The organism is Paenibacillus sp. AK002, from assembly GCF_053903045.1.
The window spans coordinates 1,777,037-1,795,000 of sequence record NZ_CP096377.1; the positions used below are offsets into that span (position 1 = coordinate 1,777,037).

General features: G+C 51.7%; 20 protein-coding genes (1 of these 20 running past the window's edge). All 20 read left to right on the forward strand.

Features of this window, described 5'->3' with window-relative positions; all coding sequences use genetic code 11:
* Position 1 precedes the first annotated feature (1 nt).
* Complete coding sequence (gene minD, locus M1D70_RS07525) at positions 2 to 796, forward strand: septum site-determining protein MinD (RefSeq protein WP_009594006.1); 795 nt, start codon at positions 2 to 4, stop codon at positions 794 to 796.
* A gap of 170 nt (positions 797 to 966) precedes the next feature.
* Positions 967 to 1,875, forward strand: a complete 909-nt coding sequence (locus tag M1D70_RS07530; protein ID WP_009594019.1) for a M23 family metallopeptidase — start codon at positions 967 to 969, stop codon at positions 1,873 to 1,875.
* Complete coding sequence (locus M1D70_RS07535) at positions 1,868 to 2,731, forward strand: M50 family metallopeptidase (protein ID WP_456289562.1); 864 nt, start codon at positions 1,868 to 1,870, stop codon at positions 2,729 to 2,731. Before M1D70_RS07530 ends, M1D70_RS07535 begins: the two co-directional genes overlap by 8 nt.
* 118 nt (positions 2,732 to 2,849) lie before the next feature.
* Entirely contained in the window at positions 2,850 to 4,085 is a 1,236-nt protein-coding gene (locus M1D70_RS07540; protein WP_340964884.1) for an Rne/Rng family ribonuclease, read from the forward strand.
* Positions 4,086 to 4,246: 161 nt separating this feature from the next.
* Complete coding sequence (gene rplU / locus M1D70_RS07545) at positions 4,247 to 4,558, forward strand: 50S ribosomal protein L21 (protein WP_006208810.1); 312 nt, start codon at positions 4,247 to 4,249, stop codon at positions 4,556 to 4,558.
* Between the two features lie 13 nt (positions 4,559 to 4,571).
* On the forward strand, positions 4,572 to 4,904 hold the full coding sequence (locus tag M1D70_RS07550) for a ribosomal-processing cysteine protease Prp (RefSeq protein WP_009593993.1): 333 nt from the start codon (positions 4,572 to 4,574) through the stop codon (positions 4,902 to 4,904).
* A gap of 17 nt (positions 4,905 to 4,921) precedes the next feature.
* On the forward strand, positions 4,922 to 5,233 hold the full coding sequence (rpmA, locus tag M1D70_RS07555) for a 50S ribosomal protein L27 (RefSeq protein ID WP_009594004.1): 312 nt from the start codon (positions 4,922 to 4,924) through the stop codon (positions 5,231 to 5,233).
* Between the two features lie 170 nt (positions 5,234 to 5,403).
* On the forward strand, positions 5,404 to 6,144 hold the full coding sequence (locus M1D70_RS07560) for a Spo0B domain-containing protein (protein ID WP_456289563.1): 741 nt from the start codon (positions 5,404 to 5,406) through the stop codon (positions 6,142 to 6,144).
* 13 nt (positions 6,145 to 6,157) lie between these two features.
* The gene (gene obgE / locus M1D70_RS07565) at positions 6,158 to 7,468 is read left to right on the forward strand and encodes a GTPase ObgE (RefSeq protein WP_009594013.1); all 1,311 of its coding nucleotides are present in this window, start codon (positions 6,158 to 6,160) and stop codon (positions 7,466 to 7,468) included.
* 279 nt (positions 7,469 to 7,747) lie between these two features.
* A complete protein-coding gene (locus tag M1D70_RS07570; protein WP_456289564.1) occupies positions 7,748 to 9,055 on the forward strand; it encodes an SPFH domain-containing protein in 1,308 nt (435 codons plus the stop codon).
* On the forward strand, positions 9,052 to 9,834 hold the full coding sequence (locus M1D70_RS07575) for a hypothetical protein (RefSeq protein WP_456289565.1): 783 nt from the start codon (positions 9,052 to 9,054) through the stop codon (positions 9,832 to 9,834). The genes M1D70_RS07570 and M1D70_RS07575 overlap by 4 nt, the downstream gene beginning before the upstream one ends.
* Before the next feature lie 24 nt (positions 9,835 to 9,858).
* Positions 9,859 to 10,608, forward strand: a complete 750-nt coding sequence (locus M1D70_RS07580) for a hypothetical protein (protein ID WP_456289566.1) — start codon at positions 9,859 to 9,861, stop codon at positions 10,606 to 10,608.
* 48 nt (positions 10,609 to 10,656) lie between these two features.
* Positions 10,657 to 11,316 carry a hypothetical protein gene (locus tag M1D70_RS07585; RefSeq protein ID WP_456289567.1) on the forward strand — a complete coding sequence of 220 codons (660 nt, stop codon included), beginning with the start codon at positions 10,657 to 10,659 and terminating at the stop codon, positions 11,314 to 11,316.
* Between the two features lie 235 nt (positions 11,317 to 11,551).
* Positions 11,552 to 11,989, forward strand: a complete 438-nt coding sequence (locus M1D70_RS07590; protein WP_009594028.1) for an ACT domain-containing protein — start codon at positions 11,552 to 11,554, stop codon at positions 11,987 to 11,989.
* A 58-nt stretch (positions 11,990 to 12,047) separates the two neighbouring features.
* Complete coding sequence (locus M1D70_RS07595) at positions 12,048 to 13,334, forward strand: homoserine dehydrogenase (RefSeq protein ID WP_090910426.1); 1,287 nt, start codon at positions 12,048 to 12,050, stop codon at positions 13,332 to 13,334.
* 62 nt (positions 13,335 to 13,396) lie between these two features.
* Positions 13,397 to 14,470, forward strand: a complete 1,074-nt coding sequence (thrC, locus tag M1D70_RS07600) for a threonine synthase (protein ID WP_456289568.1) — start codon at positions 13,397 to 13,399, stop codon at positions 14,468 to 14,470.
* Positions 14,467 to 15,435 carry a homoserine kinase gene (gene thrB, locus M1D70_RS07605; protein WP_009593996.1) on the forward strand — a complete coding sequence of 323 codons (969 nt, stop codon included), beginning with the start codon at positions 14,467 to 14,469 and terminating at the stop codon, positions 15,433 to 15,435. The genes thrC and thrB overlap by 4 nt, the downstream gene beginning before the upstream one ends.
* Complete coding sequence (gene pheA, locus M1D70_RS07610) at positions 15,432 to 16,319, forward strand: prephenate dehydratase (protein WP_009594007.1); 888 nt, start codon at positions 15,432 to 15,434, stop codon at positions 16,317 to 16,319. Before thrB ends, pheA begins: the two co-directional genes overlap by 4 nt.
* Positions 16,320 to 17,204, forward strand: a complete 885-nt coding sequence (gene ilvE / locus M1D70_RS07615; RefSeq protein ID WP_456289569.1) for a branched-chain-amino-acid transaminase — start codon at positions 16,320 to 16,322, stop codon at positions 17,202 to 17,204. It begins immediately after the preceding gene.
* Positions 17,205 to 17,367: 163 nt separating this feature from the next.
* Positions 17,368 to 17,964: the beginning of a LysM peptidoglycan-binding domain-containing protein gene (locus tag M1D70_RS07620; protein WP_456289570.1), read on the forward strand. The gene runs 1,134 nt beyond the window's last position; the window shows 597 of its 1,731 coding nt (coding positions 1-597); the start codon lies at positions 17,368 to 17,370; its stop codon lies beyond the right edge, outside the window.

The following is a 17,964-nucleotide window of genomic DNA, read 5'->3' on the forward strand; positions in this document are numbered from 1 at the left end:
CATGGGAGAGGCAATCGTCGTAACTTCAGGTAAAGGCGGAGTCGGTAAAACGACGACATCGGCGAACATCGGCACAGCTTTGGCACTGCTCGGAAAAAAAGTGTGTCTGGTTGATACGGACATCGGTCTTCGCAATTTGGATGTCGTGATGGGCCTGGAAAACCGGATTATATACGATTTGTGCGACGTTGCGGAAGGGCGATGCCGACTTAACCAGGCGCTGATCAAGGACAAGCGCTTCGATGAGCTGTATATGCTTCCTGCAGCCCAGACCAAGGACAAGAATGCCGTTTCTCCGGAGCAGGTCAAAGATATCGTACTTGAATTGAAAAAGGAATTCGAATACGTCATTATCGATTGTCCGGCCGGAATCGAGCAGGGATTCAAGAATGCAATCGCCGGCGCGGACAAAGCGATTGTTGTCACGACGCCCGAGAATGCGGCCGTAAGGGACGCGGATCGGATTATCGGCCTGCTGGAGAGCTCGCATGTCGAGTCTCCGAAGCTCGTGGTGAACCGGATTCGCCCGAATATGGTGAAATCCGGGGACATGCTCGAAATCGAAGATGTGCTGCAGGTGCTGAATATCGATCTGATCGGTATCGTGCCTGATGATGAAATGGTCATTAAAGCGGCGAATATCGGGGAACCTACGGTGATGAACCCGGATTCCCAGGCAGCCATCGCCTATAGAAACATCGCCCGGCGTATCCTTGGCGATACCGTTCCGCTGATGCAAATCCATCAGAAAAAAGGAATGTTCACCAAATTCAAAAAGTTTTTTGGAATGGGTTAAGGGTTTTGACCAAGAACCGGTGCCGGGAGGCATCGGTTTTTTTGTTTTTCTCCTTCTGCGGTCTAAGCGGCTTTCGTAGACCTCTCGCCTCTTCATCAGGGCTTGTTCTAAATCTCTCTCATCTCCTCATAGGATAGAGTAAGAAAACAAGCCCCAAGGGGGAGAGAACAATGGACATCAAAACTTCCGTCAAGAACCGAAGAGAAGCCCGCATTCGCGAACTGCTGGAAGGGGAGCAGTTCACGGCGCAGGACGATAAGCCGTCTTGGACGGCGCTTCCCGATAGAACACCCGCTAATCCCCATAATCCAAAGACAGGCTTCATCAAGGACAACATAACGAACCCGTCCCCACGTTACGCAGAGCATGAACCGGATCCCGAGCGGCTTTGGAAGCAAGGGCATCGCGGTTGGTATGATACGCTGGATCCCGGTGCTCCGGGAGAACCGCCAAGAAAGGCTTCGTTTCTGTCAGGCCTGATTCGCCGCATCACCGTCAGTGCGCTGGTGTTTGGATTGGCATGGGGCGTATTTTCGTTTCAGCAGCCGTGGGCCCTTCGCGCGCAGGCATTTATCATTGAGGGGCTGAGCCATGAGATGGATTTCCAGGCGGCCCAGGTATGGTACGAGGAGCATTTTGGCAGCGCGCCGTCCTTTATTCCGATTTTTGGACAAACCGACGAGCATTCGACGAAGGTGAATGCCGGGACCTCTTTGGTTCCTCCGCTTTCCGGAAGGGTGGTTCAATCCTTTGCCGTGGATCTGAAAGGCATCGTTCTGGAAGCCGGAGGGGGTTCTTTAGCGGACCGGGCGGTTAAAAGTATAGAGACCGGGCGCGTCCTTGAGGTTAAAGAACATCCTGAGAACGGGATTACGATCCGCATACAGCATACGGGAGAGCGAACGGCGGCATACAGCAGGCTGGCGGAAACCGGGCTTAAGGCGAATGACTGGGTTCAAGGCGGAGATATTATCGGGACTTTGGCATCTTCAGGCACAGGCAGCCCGCCCTCCCTTTATTTCGAACTGAAAGAGGGGGATCGTGACGTCGATCCGGCGGAAGTGATTCCGTTTGATTAAGTTTAAGGGAACGGTCTTGTCGCTGCATCCGCTCTTTGTCATTGTCATGCTGGCATCCGTGTTCACCGGTCGCTTCCTGGAGTTGCTGACCCTGTTTATTATCGTGTTTATTCATGAATTGGGACATGCCGCCGCCGCGGCAGCGATGGGGTTCAAGGTACGAGCCATTCAGATGCTGCCGTTCGGCGGCGTTGCTGTCATTGAAGACGACGGCAGGATGACCGCGATGAAGGAGATCATCATTGCGCTTGCGGGTCCGCTGCAAAATGTCATCATGATCGGCATTACCCTGGCCTGCCAATGGGCGGGGTGGGGTGACGAGCAGCTGCTGTCTTATATCATTCAGGGGAATCTCGTCATCGCGTTGTTTAACCTTCTTCCGATTCTGCCGCTGGACGGCGGCAAAGTGCTGCAGGCCGTCATCAGCCTGCTCGCTCCTTATCATGCCACCTTGCTGTGGGCTTCCCGGGCCGGGATTTTGTGCAGCTTGATTATGATCGGTTACGGATTGCAGCCGTTATTCTCCGGGGGCGGCATTCGTTTAAATGTGCTGATGATCGGCCTTTTCCTGGCGTATTCCAATTTCGAAGACTATCGGAACGTCCATTACCGGTTTTTAAGATTTTTGGTCAATCGGAGCGAGGTTTATGAACGGAATTTGGACGGGCTCGGTCCTGCCCAGCCAATCGTTGCAGATTCTTCGAAACCTTTGGATGATATCATGCGTCTATTTAAACGAGAGAAGTATCATTTGATTTATGTCATGAGCGGACGCGGCAGCCTGCTTGCCGTTGTTCCGGAGCAGCATGTGATTTCTTCTTATTTTGCATCAAATGGTCCGCCCTGGTATGCGTAAATCGTAGACATCATGAGGAAGACGGGGGGCGGGCCAAGATTCTTTATCCATTCATGTCATCAGAGATTGTGTTAGGATAAAACAATAGAATATCGTCTTCCATTTGAGAGGTGAAGCCATGAGGCAAATGATAGTTCATTGTGAACATGAGACCATTCAGATGGCCCTCATCGAAGATGGGAGGTTAGCCGAATTCGCCGTTGAGCGGAGTCGTGAGCAAAGTGTTGTCGGAAGCTTTTATAAGGGCAGGGTCGTGAACGTGCTGCCGGGGATGCAGGCGGCTTTTGTAGATATCGGGCTGAAAAAGAACGCGTTCTTATATATCGATGATGTGCTCCATCCGCATTTAGAGAAGCAGCCCAAGCAGAAGCCTTCGATCTCGCAGCTGCTGACGGCAGGGCAGGAACTGATCGTGCAGGTCATGAAGGAACCCAGAGGCGGCAAGGGAGCGAGGGTGACGACGCATTTTTCGCTTCCGGGGAGATGCATGGTGTATATGCCGACTGCGGATTATGTTGCCGTCTCCAAGAAAATCGGACGCGATGCGGAAAGGGCACGGCTGAAGAGCATCGGCGAGCAGCTTCGCACAGATGAAGAGGGAATCATCATCCGAACGGTGTCGGAGGACGAGCCCCTGGAATTCATTAAGGGTGATCTGGAGTATCTGCGAAAAGAGTGGGCCCGGATTCTCGACAAGGCGGAATCTGCGCCCGTTCCGGCGCTGCTGCATCGCGATTTAGGCCTGCTGCAGCGGTTTCTCCGCGATGCCTTTGATCCGCTGCATGACGAGCTTGTGATCGACAGCAAGCTGAAAGGCGAGGAAACCAAGAGTTATTTGAAGGAAACCGTTCCGGGAATGGAGCCCAAGGTTACATATTACTCGGAAGGAGGCCCGATTTTTCAAGCGTACGGGTTGGACGAGCAGATGAGAGCCAGCTTCGCAAGGAAAATCACGCTTCCCGAGGGCGTGACCATCGTCGTAGACCAGACCGAAGCCATGACGATCATCGACGTGAACACAGCCAAATATATCGGCGGGGATAATTTCGAGGAAACGGTACTGAAGACGAATCTTTTGGCTGCGCAGCAGATCGCAAGGATTCTGCGCCTTTGGGATATCGGGGGCATTATTATCGTGGATTTCATCGATATGGATCATGAAGAGCACCGGCAGCAGGTGGTTTCTGTCATGGAGGCCGTTATGCGCAAAGACCGCACGAAGAGCTTTGTGGTCGGATGGACCAAGCTGGGACTGCTGGAAATGACCCGCAAAAAAGCCCGTGAAAGCTCGTCCCTCCCCTTTGCCAAGCCTTGCGGAACCTGCGGAGGCCGGGGCGTGGTTATCGAAGAATGATGTTGACGGTGAACGGGGAATATGATATTATCATTGGGTATGTGTCTAGTGATGGATTGCTGCACATGCTGTAACCGCTCCGGTTGGGTTCACAAGAACGTTCCTTTTGGGACGGACACCTTAATACTAGGCGAGTCTGAGACATAGGGAGGTGCAAGCAAATGTACGCTATTATCGAAACAGGCGGTAAACAATACAAAGTTCAAGAGGGCGACGTATTGTTCATCGAGAAGCTGACTGCAGGTGACGGCGAGAGCGTGACTTTCGACCGTGTACTGGCCGTTTCCAAAGAGGACGGATTGGTAGCAGGAACTCCGGTTGTTTCCGGTGCAACTGTAACTGCAAAGGTAGAGAAGCACGGTAAAGGCCGTAAGGTCGTTGTATACAAATACAAGCCGAAGAAGAACTACCACAAGAAGCAAGGTCATCGTCAACCTTACACTAAAGTAACCATCGAGAAAATCCAAGCGTAAGAAGGTGCGGTAATTGATTACTGTACAAGTACTGCGCGGGGGAGATGGACGGATCCATAGCTTCAAGGTAACGGGGCACGCGGGATATGCCGATCCAGGTGAAGATATTGTATGTGCTGGAGTTTCCAGCATTACCGTGGGAACGGTGAATTCCATTGAAGCGTTAACCGGAACCGTTATGGAGACCCGGATGAAGGGCGGCTTTCTTAGCGCAAATCTTCCGCCTACGGCAGATGATTCCGTCTCCGGCCAAGTTCAACTGCTTCTCGAATCCATGGTTGTTATGTTACAGGGAATTGCCGATTCGTACGGCAAGTATATAAGAATACAAGAATTGACTACTTGAAGAAGGAGGTAGACAACATGTTGAAATTGGATCTTCAGTTATTCGCATCGAAAAAAGGTGTAGGTTCCACAAAGAACGGTCGTGACAGTGAAGCGAAACGTCTTGGCGTGAAACGTGCAGACGGTCAAGCAGTGACTGGCGGCAGCATCTTGGTTCGTCAACGCGGAACGAAAATTCATCCAGGCACGAACGTGGGTATCGGTAAAGACGATACTTTGTTTGCGAAAGTTGACGGCGTTGTGAAATTTGAACGTTGGGGTCGCGATCGCAAGAAAGTGAGCGTCTACCCGGTTGATGTCGCTCCAGTAGCGGCTGCAGTTGAAGCTTAATCGTTTCTTATGCTGCATACAGAAGAAGCCTTTCGGCATCGTTGCCGGGGCTTCTTTTTTTGTAAATTGCGCAAAGAATGATCATCCAGGGGATGAACCGTCCTGAAAGTCTATGATATACTGGGATTTGGTGAATGTAACCAATTGCTGTTGAAAGACGAGGAGAAGCGATGAAATCCTGGAAATGGATAGCAGCTGTGGCGGGGTTAACCTCCGTAATACCGGTGGCATGGATGGTATGGAAGCCATCCTTGGCTGCAGGAGCAGTGTTGACGGCTTGGGCTGTCGCCGCGTCTGCCTGCGGAGCATGGCTTGCCCGTAAATCGGACGAGCGCAGGCAGCAAGCCATCATTCGGAATATGGAGCAGACGGCGATTCAGATGTTGAATCACCATCGTCATGATTGGATGAATGAGCTTCAAATTTTGTACGGCTACATTCAACTGGGGAAGCTTGATAAAACCGTGGGTTCTGTGGAAAGAATAAAGGACAGGATGGCGACGGAGAGCAGGATCTCCAAGCTTGGCATTCCTTCACTGGTTTTTTATTTACATTCATACCGAACGTACAGCAGCAATCTGCAGCTCTGCGTTGAAGTGGTGGACCAGGTACAGCTGGAAGACAAAGTATCGCCACAAACGGCAGAGTCTTTTACCGAAGCGATCATTCAAACGGTGAGAGCCTTTCAATTGAGCGGAACGGCGTCATGGGGGGATACCCGGCAGTTAACATTAACATTTATGCAGCAGGAGCAAGAGCTGATCGTATGGGCTCTAGGCGAAGGTTCCTTTGGAGACCCGGAGGGCTTGAAGCTTCAGATTGAACAATCCGTAAAAGGCGAAGGCATTCGGGTGGAGCAGACGGAGCCGGGGGAGACCTCGTACCGCTTGTATCTGCCGTTTGTGACTTGAGGAAGGTGATTTCATGTTTGTAGATAAGGCAAAAGTATATGTAAAAGGCGGCGACGGCGGCGATGGGCTCATTGCGTTTCGCCGTGAGAAATACGTTCCTGAAGGCGGACCTGCCGGCGGCGACGGCGGTAAGGGCGGCGACGTGATTTTCCGGGTGGATGAAGGACTGCGCACGTTGATGGATTTCCGTTACCAGAAGCATTTCAAGGCCAAGCGCGGGGAAAAGGGCCGCAATAAAAGCCAGCATGGGGCCAATGCGGAGAGCATGATTGTCCGTATTCCGCCGGGTACCATCTTAACGGATGACGATACCGGTGAAGTGATTGGCGATTTGACCCGTCACGGTCAACAGGTTGTTGTTGCCAGAGGCGGCCGCGGGGGCCGCGGAAACATCCGCTTTGCCACGCCGAACAATCCGGCGCCCGAGCTTGCCGAGAATGGAGAAGAAGGCGAAGAGCGCTACGTAACCATGGAACTTAAAGTGATGGCTGATGTAGGTCTCGTTGGATTCCCGAGCGTAGGCAAATCCACCCTGTTGTCTGTTGTATCCGCGGCTCAGCCGAAGATCGGGGCATACCATTTCACGACCATCACGCCGAATTTGGGCATGGTTGAGGTCGGGGACGGGCGCAATTTCGTCATGGCTGACCTGCCTGGCCTGATTGAGGGTGCCCATGAAGGCGTAGGACTTGGCCACGAATTCCTCCGGCACGTGGAACGAACCCGCGTCATTATCCACGTCGTGGATATGGCAGGCACGGAAGGACGGGATCCGTTCGAGGATTGGCAAAAAATCAACGATGAGATTAGGCTCTATAACCCGGTTCTGATCGAACGGCCGCAAATCGTAGCCGCCAATAAAATGGATATGCCGGAAGCAGAGGAGTACTTAGCGGCCTTCAAAGAGAAGGTGAAGGAGATTCGCCCTGACATCGAGGTGATGCCGATCTCCTCACTGACCCGTCAGGGGATCCAGGAACTTCTTTATCGCACGATCGATGTGCTGGAGAGCATTCCGGATGAGCCGGCGATTGAAGAGGTATCCGAGGTTTCCGAGCGCAAGGTGTATAAATTCAAAGCGCAGAACGACAATTCCTTCACCGTCACCAGAGATAATGAAATGTATGTGGTGCACAGTGAGCGGATTGAGCGAATGCTGAAACGGATGCAGATGAATTCGCATGATGCGATCCTGAAGCTTGCCAGAACGATGCGTCATATGGGCATTGATGAAGAGCTGCGGAAACGGGGCGCGACGGAAGGCACCATCGTACGGATCGGCGATTTCGAATTCGAATTTGTAGAAGGCAGCAGTTACTATTGATGTTCAGATGAATATATGTATAACAAAAATACCGCAAGGTCTGTCTACAGCAGGCTTGGCGGTATTTTTTTTCGTGAGCGAAGGGGGCTTCCCATAAATCGTTAATGAAGCGTGCGCAGCCGTATATTCCAATGGCTGTGAGTCTGGCTCGAAATGCCGGATCACGCTTTCCAAATTTTGCATCCACTTATCGGGTAAATCGTATACAATAGTAGTACAATAGTACCTTTTCCATAGATCTCAGGATGGAAGGAACGGCGCAAAAAGGAGAGTAGAACTATGGCTATTATTGAAGTCGTAAAATACGAAGGCCCGCCGGATGTGTTTGCCTGGCGTTATCCGAATCAGGAGTTAGGCACCTGGACCCAGCTTATTGTTCATGAGACGCAGGAGGCGATCCTGTATAAGGGGGGGCAGGCACTGGACTCTTTCCCGGCAGGGCGGCATACGCTGAGTACGGCAAACATCCCGATTTTATCCAATGTCATCAATCTTCCATTCGGAGGGAAGTCTCCCTTTACCGCAGAAGTCTGGTTTGTGAACAAACTTCGTTCGCTGGACGTGAAATGGGGGACCAGCTCGCCGATCCAGCTGCAGGATCCGAAATACAACATCATCGTATCGCTCCGAGCCTTTGGCCAATTCGGCGTTCAAATCAGCGATCCGCGAAAGTTTCTGGGAACCATGGTCGGTACCCTGCCAACCTTTGATCAGGGAACGCTGGTCAAATATTACCGCGGCGTGCTGATGTCCAACATTACGGAAATCATATCCTCCTATATCGTTCGGAAAAAAATCAGCGTTGTGGAAATCAATGCTTACATAGCGGAAATATCCAAGCACATCATGGAAGCGATTGCGCCTTCATTTGAAGAGATGGGGATTACCCTGCTGAATTTTTATGTGGATTCCATCAACATACCGGAGCATGATCCTGCAGCTGTCCGAATCAAGGAAGCGTTGGCAAAAAAAGCGGAGATGGATATCATCGGTTATACCTACCATCAGGAAAGAACCTTTAATACGCTTGAGGGAGCGGCGAAGAATCCCGGAAGCCCGGCAGCGGTCATGGGAACGGGGCTGGGCATGGGACTCGGAATGGTCGGTCCGATGTATGAGACCGCCCGGCATATGTTTGACCATGCCAAACCTCAAGAGAAGAACGATATGCAAATCGAGCAGAAGGCATGCACCAAATGCGGAATGCTGAACGGGGAAGAAGCCCGATTCTGTTCGGGATGCGGCCAGCCATTCCAGGCGCCGGCGGAGGAAGCCCCGGCGAAAGCCATCCTGTGCAACGATTGCGGGCAGCCCCTGGCTCCGAATGCAAAGTTCTGCCTTCACTGCGGCGATCCTTACCATGCATGCCCGAAGTGCGGACATGACCACCCGGCTGGCGCAGCCAAATGTCCGGATTGCGGTGCGCCGCTGCCAATGCCTTGCCGGGCATGTGGAGAATTGGTGGATGCCGAAGCCAAGTTTTGCCCGCACTGCGGGTCGAGTCACGCGCTTACATGTCCAGGGTGCGATCATGAGATCAAACCGGGCCAGAAGTTTTGCATGGAGTGCGGTCATAAATTGATGTGAAGCGAAAGCGGGGGAATCTGGTGAATACAAGAACCAAGGATCGAAACGGGGCATGGCTGGCAGCCATTGCGCTTCCGTTTGTCACGATCCTCTTATTTGGATGGATAGGCGGGATGTTTCAGCCGAATTCTTGGATATCGGGGATTGCCGTTGGATGCGCCGAAGCGGCTGTTCTCCTATTTATCGGCTCTGTCATCGGCAGGGGGAGGGCAGCTTCGTCAGCCACTCCATTTTATATTGCTTCCGGCATCATTATTGGTATCTATACGGTGTCCGTTGTGCTGGAGGTTATTTTGCTGGGATACTTATTTAAGCTGCCTGTATCCTCGTATTTCATGATTCATCTGATTACGCTATCTGGATTTTTCGTTGTTCTGGGGCTCGTATTCCTGGCGGCAAAATATGCAGGCGCACAGGAGCGGAAGGAAAACGATCATCTCTCAGTCAAGAGAGAGACCGTAGCCTGGATCGGGTCGATTCGCAGCAAGGTAAGCGAACTGCCGGGAGAGAACATGCCGTCGTTGGAACGGCAGATCGCCGAGCTTGAAGAGACGCTGCGTTATAGTGATCCCATATCGCATACCTCCTTATATGAAGAGGAGCAGTTGATTCAGCAAAAAATTGCGATGCTGGAGGACCAAGTAACGCTGATCGGCGAAGCGCAAGCTGAACAGCGCAAGGAACTGGCAGAGCAAACCGTTCCTATCATCCGCGATATTCTCCGAACGGTGCAGGATCGCAATACGGTGCTTCTGAAGGCAAAGGCGGGATCAACCTAATGCTGATGATAGAGGGGATAGCATATGGGAGCTTCTAATCTGAAGCGTTTTAAACTTAAGTTCACGAAAATGGATTATTGGATCATCGCGTTGGCCGTGCTTTTTTTTCCGCTGGCCATCGTGCTGGCAGCCGTTCGGGTCCTTGCCACCCATCGCCACAACCGTTGTAAGGGAAGGAACAACCGCCTCTTCGGCTGGGTGCTTGCCATTACCTATGGAATCATAGAATTGCTCATGATTCTTGCGACGATTGATGACAAAGATATCGAAAGCCTCTATTCGGCCACCGTCGTTTGGGGCGTAATCATTCTGGTTCCAGCCATGATCATGCTGGTGATCGCCAATAAGGAAGACAAGAAATTCGGCAGCTTGCTGCAATTCTATTCGAATGCCATCCTGCATCGAGGGCTCGTCCAGGTTGAAGATATTGCCCGTGAGGCGAGACAAACGCCTGCACACGTGATCCGGGATATCACGTTTATGTTTGAAGAGCGTATGCTGCCTAACGGAAAGCTCGACAACGGAGTTGTTCTCATCCCGTCCTTGCACAGAAAGTCCGAATCATTCCGTGGCGAATTCGTTTCGCGCAGCGGGCAGCGCGTGCAATATTCATTGGGCGATACGACTGCAGGCCCAGCCCCCATATCCCGAACCGAACCTGCGTCCGATCCGGCGCCTAAATCCGTGGAATGCCCCGGCTGCGGAGCAAGAACGGTCGTAACGCATGTGGAGGGGAAGGAATGCGAGTATTGCGGTACCGTGATTGTGGCATAGCATGTCGGATATACCATTTTAGAGAAAAGAGACTGGGGAGAACTTCGTATGAGCGTTCCGGTAAAGCCTTTTAAATCGCAATTTACCTCATTCGATTATTTTATTATTGGACTGACGTATGTGTTTTTTCCATTAGCTTTGATTATCGCTGCGTTTCGTATTCTGCCCACGCAGCAGCATCACAGTTATCAGGGAAGGAACTTTAGATTGATTGGATGGGTATTGTTCGGCACTTATATTGTTATCCTGATGATCAATTTAATGACGAGCGAAACCAGCGAGCAGTTCTTAAACGATAATTTATCGATGGCGTTGTGTGTATTAATCCCCGCGTTGTTTTTGCTGGTCGCTGCCGACATCTTAGACAAGAAATTCCGGAAGCTGCTCGGAATTTACAGGGAGGCTGTCTTGCAACGGCGGCTAATTTACATCGAGCATATCGCGATCGTTGCGAATCAAAGTCCGGCCCATGTGATCCGGGATTTGAACTATATGTTGAAGGAGCGCATGCTTCCTGCCGGGAAGATTGAGGATGGCGCGCTGGTGATCCGTTCGCTGCATAGAGAGCCGGTAAAACCCGTTGAATCTCAAACGAAGACGGAATCCAAGTCTGTGGCATGTTCCGGCTGCGGCGCAAGAACCGTGATTTCACGGCATGAGGAAAAAGAGTGCGAGTACTGCGGCTTGACCATGAGATACACCAGTTAGCTTGAAGTTATCGGCAGTCTCCGGAATACCGGGGGCTGTTTTTTAACGCATCATTTGCAAATTTGACGTGAATACCGATGAGTTCCGTTTCGAATTGCGATATAGTATAGGCTATAGGGTTGACCCGGAAATATCGGGTTCGCTAAAAATGGGTCACTTATGTATTGCCCTTACGTGGTATATCCAGTATAATGTCCACTATACGAATACAGTAGTCTTTGAGGAGAGGACGTTTGTGAAGGAACGCTACTATCTGGTCCGGGAAGACATCCTTCCCGAGGCTGTAGTTAAAACGATGCAAGTGAAAAAACTGCTGGCGTCGGGAGACGTGAGGACGGTTCATGAAGCCGTCGAGCAGGTAGGGCTTAGCCGCAGTGCTTTTTACAAGTACAAGGACGGCATCCACCCTATCAATCAATTGGAACGTGATGAAATCGTAACGATTTCCATCGATATGGAACATCGCTCGGGCATGCTATCGGAGGTGCTGGGGCTGGTAGCGGGTGAAGGCGGGAATGTGCTAACCATTCATCAGAGCATCCCGCTGCAAGGAATTGCGAATGTCGTTATTTCCGTCGAAGTTTCCCGGCTGAATGAGGAGCTGGATGATCTGCTAGATGGATTGAGGCGGATAGCCGGAGTCAGAAGAGTGCAGATGATAGGGCAAGGTTAGGGTAGGAACGACGAATAAATAGATATCTATGTGATGGGATACAGGAGGTAGTGTATTAATGAAACCGGTCAAAGTAGGGCTTTTGGGATTAGGAACCGTAGGAACAGGGGTTGTCCGCATCGTTGAGGGGCATCAGGAGGATTTGAGCAGTCAGGTCGGTTCGCCGATTACGATCGAGCGCATCGCCGTCAAACATTTGGAGAAGTACCGCAGCGTCAATGTGGATCAGAGTAAATTAACGGAAGATCCCTGGGCGGTCATTCGCGATCCCGAGATTGATGTCATCGTTGAAGTGATGGGCGGGATCGAGCAGACCAAAACCTACATCCTCGAAGCGCTTGAGCGCGGCAAGCACATCGTAACCGCCAATAAGGATCTGATGGCCCTGCACGGTGCCGAAATATTGGCCAAGGCGCAAGAGAAGCAGTGCGACGTGTTCTACGAGGCAAGCGTTGCCGGCGGCATTCCCATTATCCGTACGCTGATTGAAGGCTTCTCGTCGGATCGTATCATGAAAATCATGGGGATCGTGAACGGTACGACCAACTTCATCTTGACCAAAATGAGCCAGGAAGGCGCCTCCTATGAGGATGTCCTGGCAGAAGCTCAGGAGCTGGGGTACGCGGAAGCCGATCCGACATCCGATGTGGAAGGCTTGGACGCGGCCCGCAAAATGGCAATACTCGGTACTCTCGGCTTCCGCACCAACGTTGAGCTCCAGGATGTATCCGTCAAGGGCATTTCGCAGGTAACGAAAGAAGATATCGCTTATGCCAAGCGTCTGGGCTACGAGATGAAGCTTCTCGGTATCGCGGAGCGTCAGGACGATGAATTCAGCATCAGCGTCCAGCCGACGATGGTTCGCAAAGGTCATCCCATCGCCGCCGTGAACGGCGTATTTAACGCGGTGTATGTATACGGGGAGGCCGTCGGCGAAACGATGTTCTACGGAGCGGGCGCGGGCGAGATGCCAACCGCGACATCCGTTGTGGCAGACCTGGTGGCGGTCATCAAGAATCTGAAGCTTGGCGTTAACGGTCTGAAAGCCATCGTTCCTTATAAACCGAAGAAGCTCAAAACCGATGAGCAGATCATGTACAAGAATTTCATCCTGCTTCATGTCGACGATAAAGCAGGTGTACTGGCCCAAATTACGCAGGTGTTCGCTCAATATAACGTCAGCTTGGAATCCGTTGTTCAGCAGCCGAACGAGCACAACCCGGACGCAGAGATAATCATCGTTACGCACAATGCGAGCAAAGCCAGCATGGATGAAGTGCTGAATCACTTTGAAGGCCTGGAGGTCATTCGCCGAATCAAAAGTGTTTACCGCGTTGAAGGATAAGGATTAGAATCCATTAAATCAGCATATATAATTTTTTTCATAAGAAAAGGAGAACATGAGAGATGCCGTATGAAGGATTGCTGCAAACCTACAGAGAATATTTGCCGGTGAATGAGCGTACCCCGCTGCTAACGCTTAAGGAAGGGAATACCCCGCTCATCAAAGCCGTGAATCTATCCGAAGAGCTCGGAATCGATTTGCATTTCAAATTCGAAGGGCTGAACCCGACAGGTTCATTCAAAGACCGCGGGATGGTCATGGCCGTTGCGAAAGCAATGGAAGAAGGAAGCCGTACCATCATGTGCGCTTCGACGGGCAATACATCGGCAGCCGCTGCTGCTTATGCCGCCCGCGGCGGATTAAACTGCATCGTGATCATTCCGAACAACAATATTGCGCTGGGCAAGCTCGCGCAGGCGATGATTTACGGAGCGAAGGTGATCGCGATTGAAGGGAACTTTGACCGCGCGCTGGAAATCGTTCGCGAGATCACGGCCAAGCATCCGATTTCGCTGGTAAACTCCGTGAATCCTTATCGAATCGAAGGCCAGAAGACGGCTGCATTCGAAGTCGTTGACCAGTTGGGCAAAGCTCCGGACGTACTGGCCATTCCGGTCGGCAATGCGGGGAACATCTCCGCTTACTGGAAAGGATTTAAAGAATACCACGCAGCGGGCAAATCCACTTCCCTGCCGAAGATGCTTGGATTCGAGGCGGAAGGCGCCATGGCTATCGTCAAGGGTGAGCCTATTCCGAATCCGGAAACGGTAGCGACGGCCATCCGCATCGGGAACCCGGCCAGCTGGAAAACCGCGGTTGCCGCCGCTCAGGAATCCGGTGGACAAATTAATTACGTCACGGACGAGGAAATCTTGGAAGCATACCGTAAAATCGCATCGCGTGAGGGGATTTTTGCCGAGCCAGGATCGGCGGCCTCCATCGCAGGCGTTTATAAAATGAAGCGAGAGGGATATTTTAAAGGTGGGGAATCCGTTGTCTGTGTGCTGACAGGACATGGGCTGAAGGATCCGAATATCGCGATTTCTACCGTGAACGCCGAACCGCTCGTCGTATCGGATACGGAATCGGCGGTAATGGATGCCATTGCTAAGCTTGAAGGAGCTGCGCGGGTATGAGTTTGTCCCAAGGCGTCCGGGTGAAGGTTCCGGCCAGCACGGCTAATTTGGGACCCGGATTCGATACGCTCGGCATGGCATTGTCCCTGTATTCCTGGATCGAGATGAAAGCGTCGGAGAAGACCGTGTTCCATCTTCATGGCGATGAGATGGGCGGTCTGCCGACCGATAAGAGCAACCTGATCTATAAGGTGGCTCAGATGGTTTTTGAAGAAGCGGGACAGGCAGTTCCTGATCTCGAGATTTCCATGTATTCCGATATTCCGCTAACCCGCGGCCTTGGCAGCAGCGCATCGGCGATCGTAGGCGCGCTGGCTGCAGCCAACGCTCTAATCGGGTCACCCCTGCCGGATTCCAAGCTTTTTGATATGGCGACGAATCTTGAGAAGCATCCTGATAATGTGGGGGCTTCTTTATTTGGAGGAATCATTGCGGCCGTATGGGATGGGTCCCATGCGGATTATATGCGCATCGAACCTCCGGCGGACCTCGGAACGCTCGTGGTGATTCCCGATTTCGAGCTGGCGACATCCAAAGCAAGGGAAGCGCTGCCCGCCCAGGTCAGTTTAGCGGATGCTGTATATAATATTAGTCGGTCCTCCTTAATGACCGCTGCTCTTTCGGCAGGCAGACTGGACTTGATTCGTGCCGCGATGAAAGACCGGATTCATCAGCCATATCGTGCGTCGCTTGTACCGGGGATGTCCAAGATTTTGGCCGAAGCGCCTGATCACGGAGCACTCGGCATCGCGCTGAGCGGAGCGGGTCCGACGATGATTGCGCTGGTGGACCGGAACGAACCGCGTGCAGAAGAATTGGGCACGTATCTCACGGAGACGATGAAGGCGGAAGGAATCCTGTCTTCGTGCTACCCATTGAATCCAGTTGCGGAAGGCGTCCAGCTCTTGGATGATATTAATAATAGATCCTTTTTGGATATGATTAGAGGGGAAGTTACCGCATGAAAAAAATAGCCTTGTTGCCCTCAGGATCGGTATCTCATGAAGCGATACTTTATCTCCTAAATGGTGAGCCGGTGGAATTTGTCCACCATAAACTGATCTCTGATGTATTTATGTCAACAGTAGAAGGAAAAAGCGATTACAGCGTGATCCCGATCGAGAACACCATTGAAGGCTCCGTGAGCCTTCATATGGATTGGCTGGTCAATGAGGTGGATCTGCCGATGCAGGTGGAGTGGGTTTATCCCTCCATTCAGAACCTGATCGGTAATGCTGCCGAATTCCGTTCAAGTGACGGAACGATGGATTACAGCCAGATCAAAAAGATCTGGTCCCACCAAGTTGCGACCGCCCAGTGTCGTCAGTTCCTTGCGAAGGCTGCACCACAGGCTGAGTTGGAGCAAGTGGGCAGCACCTCCGAAGGGGTTAAGATCGTAAAGGAGAATCCCGGCCGGGGATGGGCGGCAATCGGCACTTCGCTAGGCGCGGCCACCCACGAATTAAACGTGCTTGCTGAGCGCATTACCGACCATGATAACAATTACACACGGTTTGTGCTGATCGGACGCGAGCCGATATTGGTCAACCGTTCGCCGGAACATATCAAGACCAGCATTCTCGTAACGCTTCCAGAAGACGTGCCGGGAGCGCTGCACCAGGTGCTTTCCGCTTTTGCGTGGCGTCGCCTGAACCTGTCGCGGATCGAATCCCGTCCAACGAAGAAGAAGCTCGGTAATTACTATTTTTATATCGATGTCATGGCCGCAGCGGATTCCGTTCTGTTGGTTGCCGCCATGGGAGAGATTGAAGCGCTGGGATGTCTGGTTCGAGTGCTGGGCTCTTATCCGGGCTATGCCTATGAGAGTGAGAAAATGGAGGTTAAGTAAATGTCGGAGCAATGGATCTATTTAGATGGAGAATTTGTCACAAAAGAGAATGCTAAAGTATCTGTTTTTGACCATGGTTTTCTGTACGGAGACGGCATATTCGAAGGCATTCGAATATATAACGGCAACATCTTTAAGTGCAAAGAGCACTTGGACCGGCTGTATGATTCCGCCAAGTCCATCGATTTAGTCATCCCCCTGGCATATGAAGAATTGCTGGAGGCTATGGCCGAGACCATTCGACGCAATGACATGCGGAATGGGTATATCCGTATCGTGGTATCCCGCGGTGCCGGCAACTTGGGTCTGGATCCGCGCCGCTGCCCTAAACCGACCGTGTTGATCATTGTGGAGCAGCTGGCGATTTATTCTGAAGAAGCTTATCTCAATGGCCTGAAGGCCGTCTCCGTTGCCCAGCGGCGTAACATACCGGATGCGCTTAACCCGAAAATCAAATCCTTGAACTATTTGAACAATATCCTCGTGAAGATCCAATCCAACTTTGCGGGAGCGGATGAGGCTATTATGATGAACGCGCAGGGATATGTGACGGAAGGCTCCGGGGACAACATTTTCATCGTCAAGAACGGCGTAGTCACTACGCCTCCGTGCTATCTTGGCGCACTTGAAGGCATTACGCGTCAAGCCATTATCGACTTATGCGAGAAACTCGGCATTAAACTGAAGGAAGAGCCGTTCAGCATGCATGACGTATATATTGCGGACGAAGTCTTTTTTACGGGCACGGCTGCCGAGGTTATTGCAGCCCGCGAAATTGACGGACGGATCATCGGAAAAGGCCAGGCTGGTCCCGTTACGCTGCAATTGCTGGAGGAATTCCGCAAAATTGTGGATCAAGACGGCTATAAAGTATGGGAATCCTAACGTTTCAGGACAACTAAATAAACGACTTAAACCATCCTTTCATGTCGATGAAAGGATTTTTTTTGCCCAGAGGGATGTCAATCGCCTATTCCGTGCATAGGATGTAGTAACGAAAGCGGGCGAATTACATGACGCCTAGAAGAGTGTAGGAGGTTTTAGCGGCGTGAAGATACACATCGTCAAGGAAGGCGACACCCTATATGAGCTGTCCAAAAAATACGACGTACCTTTAGCGAAAATCATCGATGCCAATCCACAGCTGGTGGATCCGAATAAGCTCGATGTCGGTGCCAAGATCAAAGTTCCGACCGAGCCCGTTCAGGTCCCTGACGGCAGCCAACCCATTATCCATAAGCATACGGTAAAGCAGGGAGACTCCCTCTGGAAACTGTCCAAGGCATGGGGAGTCACTCTGAAGGAAATCATCAATGCCAATCCGCAGCTTAAGAATCCGAATGCCCTGCTGGTGGGAGAAGTCGTCAACATCCCTTCATCAGGCGTTTCTACGGAATCCGGTGTTGATGACGGGGTTTCCATGAGCAGTGGCAGCGGTGCAGCCGCAGGCAAGAAGAAACCCGGCAGCAAGGATTACACCGGAGTTAAGGAAGAAATAACAGCGCCGATCGAGCAGCCTCCGGTCGTTCCTGAGGTTAAGGAGCCTGAGCCGCCGATTCTGCCGAAGCTTCCGGAGATTTCGCCTTTCCCCGAGGAGCCTAAGAAAATGGAACCGGAATACAAACCGGAGATATTACCTGAAATC

Excerpts from the sequence above, each read along its gene's own strand:
- M1D70_RS07595 (WP_090910426.1), top strand. The coding sequence starts at position 12,048 with ATGAAACCGGTCAAAGTAGGGCTTTTGGGATTAGGAACCGTAGGAACA.
- M1D70_RS07560 (WP_456289563.1), top strand. The coding sequence starts at position 5,404 with ATGAAATCCTGGAAATGGATAGCAGCTGTGGCGGGGTTAACCTCCGTA.
- M1D70_RS07580 (WP_456289566.1), top strand. The coding sequence starts at position 9,859 with ATGGGAGCTTCTAATCTGAAGCGTTTTAAACTTAAGTTCACGAAAATG.
- M1D70_RS07570 (WP_456289564.1), top strand. The coding sequence starts at position 7,748 with ATGGCTATTATTGAAGTCGTAAAATACGAAGGCCCGCCGGATGTGTTT.
- M1D70_RS07530 (WP_009594019.1), top strand. The coding sequence starts at position 967 with ATGGACATCAAAACTTCCGTCAAGAACCGAAGAGAAGCCCGCATTCGC.
- rplU (WP_006208810.1), top strand. The coding sequence starts at position 4,247 with ATGTACGCTATTATCGAAACAGGCGGTAAACAATACAAAGTTCAAGAG.
- obgE (WP_009594013.1), top strand. The coding sequence starts at position 6,158 with ATGTTTGTAGATAAGGCAAAAGTATATGTAAAAGGCGGCGACGGCGGC.
- minD (WP_009594006.1), top strand. The coding sequence starts at position 2 with ATGGGAGAGGCAATCGTCGTAACTTCAGGTAAAGGCGGAGTCGGTAAA.
- ilvE (WP_456289569.1), top strand. The coding sequence starts at position 16,320 with ATGTCGGAGCAATGGATCTATTTAGATGGAGAATTTGTCACAAAAGAG.
- M1D70_RS07585 (WP_456289567.1), top strand. The coding sequence starts at position 10,657 with ATGAGCGTTCCGGTAAAGCCTTTTAAATCGCAATTTACCTCATTCGAT.
- rpmA (WP_009594004.1), top strand. The coding sequence starts at position 4,922 with ATGTTGAAATTGGATCTTCAGTTATTCGCATCGAAAAAAGGTGTAGGT.
- M1D70_RS07540 (WP_340964884.1), top strand. The coding sequence starts at position 2,850 with ATGAGGCAAATGATAGTTCATTGTGAACATGAGACCATTCAGATGGCC.
- thrC (WP_456289568.1), top strand. The coding sequence starts at position 13,397 with ATGCCGTATGAAGGATTGCTGCAAACCTACAGAGAATATTTGCCGGTG.
- thrB (WP_009593996.1), top strand. The coding sequence starts at position 14,467 with ATGAGTTTGTCCCAAGGCGTCCGGGTGAAGGTTCCGGCCAGCACGGCT.
- pheA (WP_009594007.1), top strand. The coding sequence starts at position 15,432 with ATGAAAAAAATAGCCTTGTTGCCCTCAGGATCGGTATCTCATGAAGCG.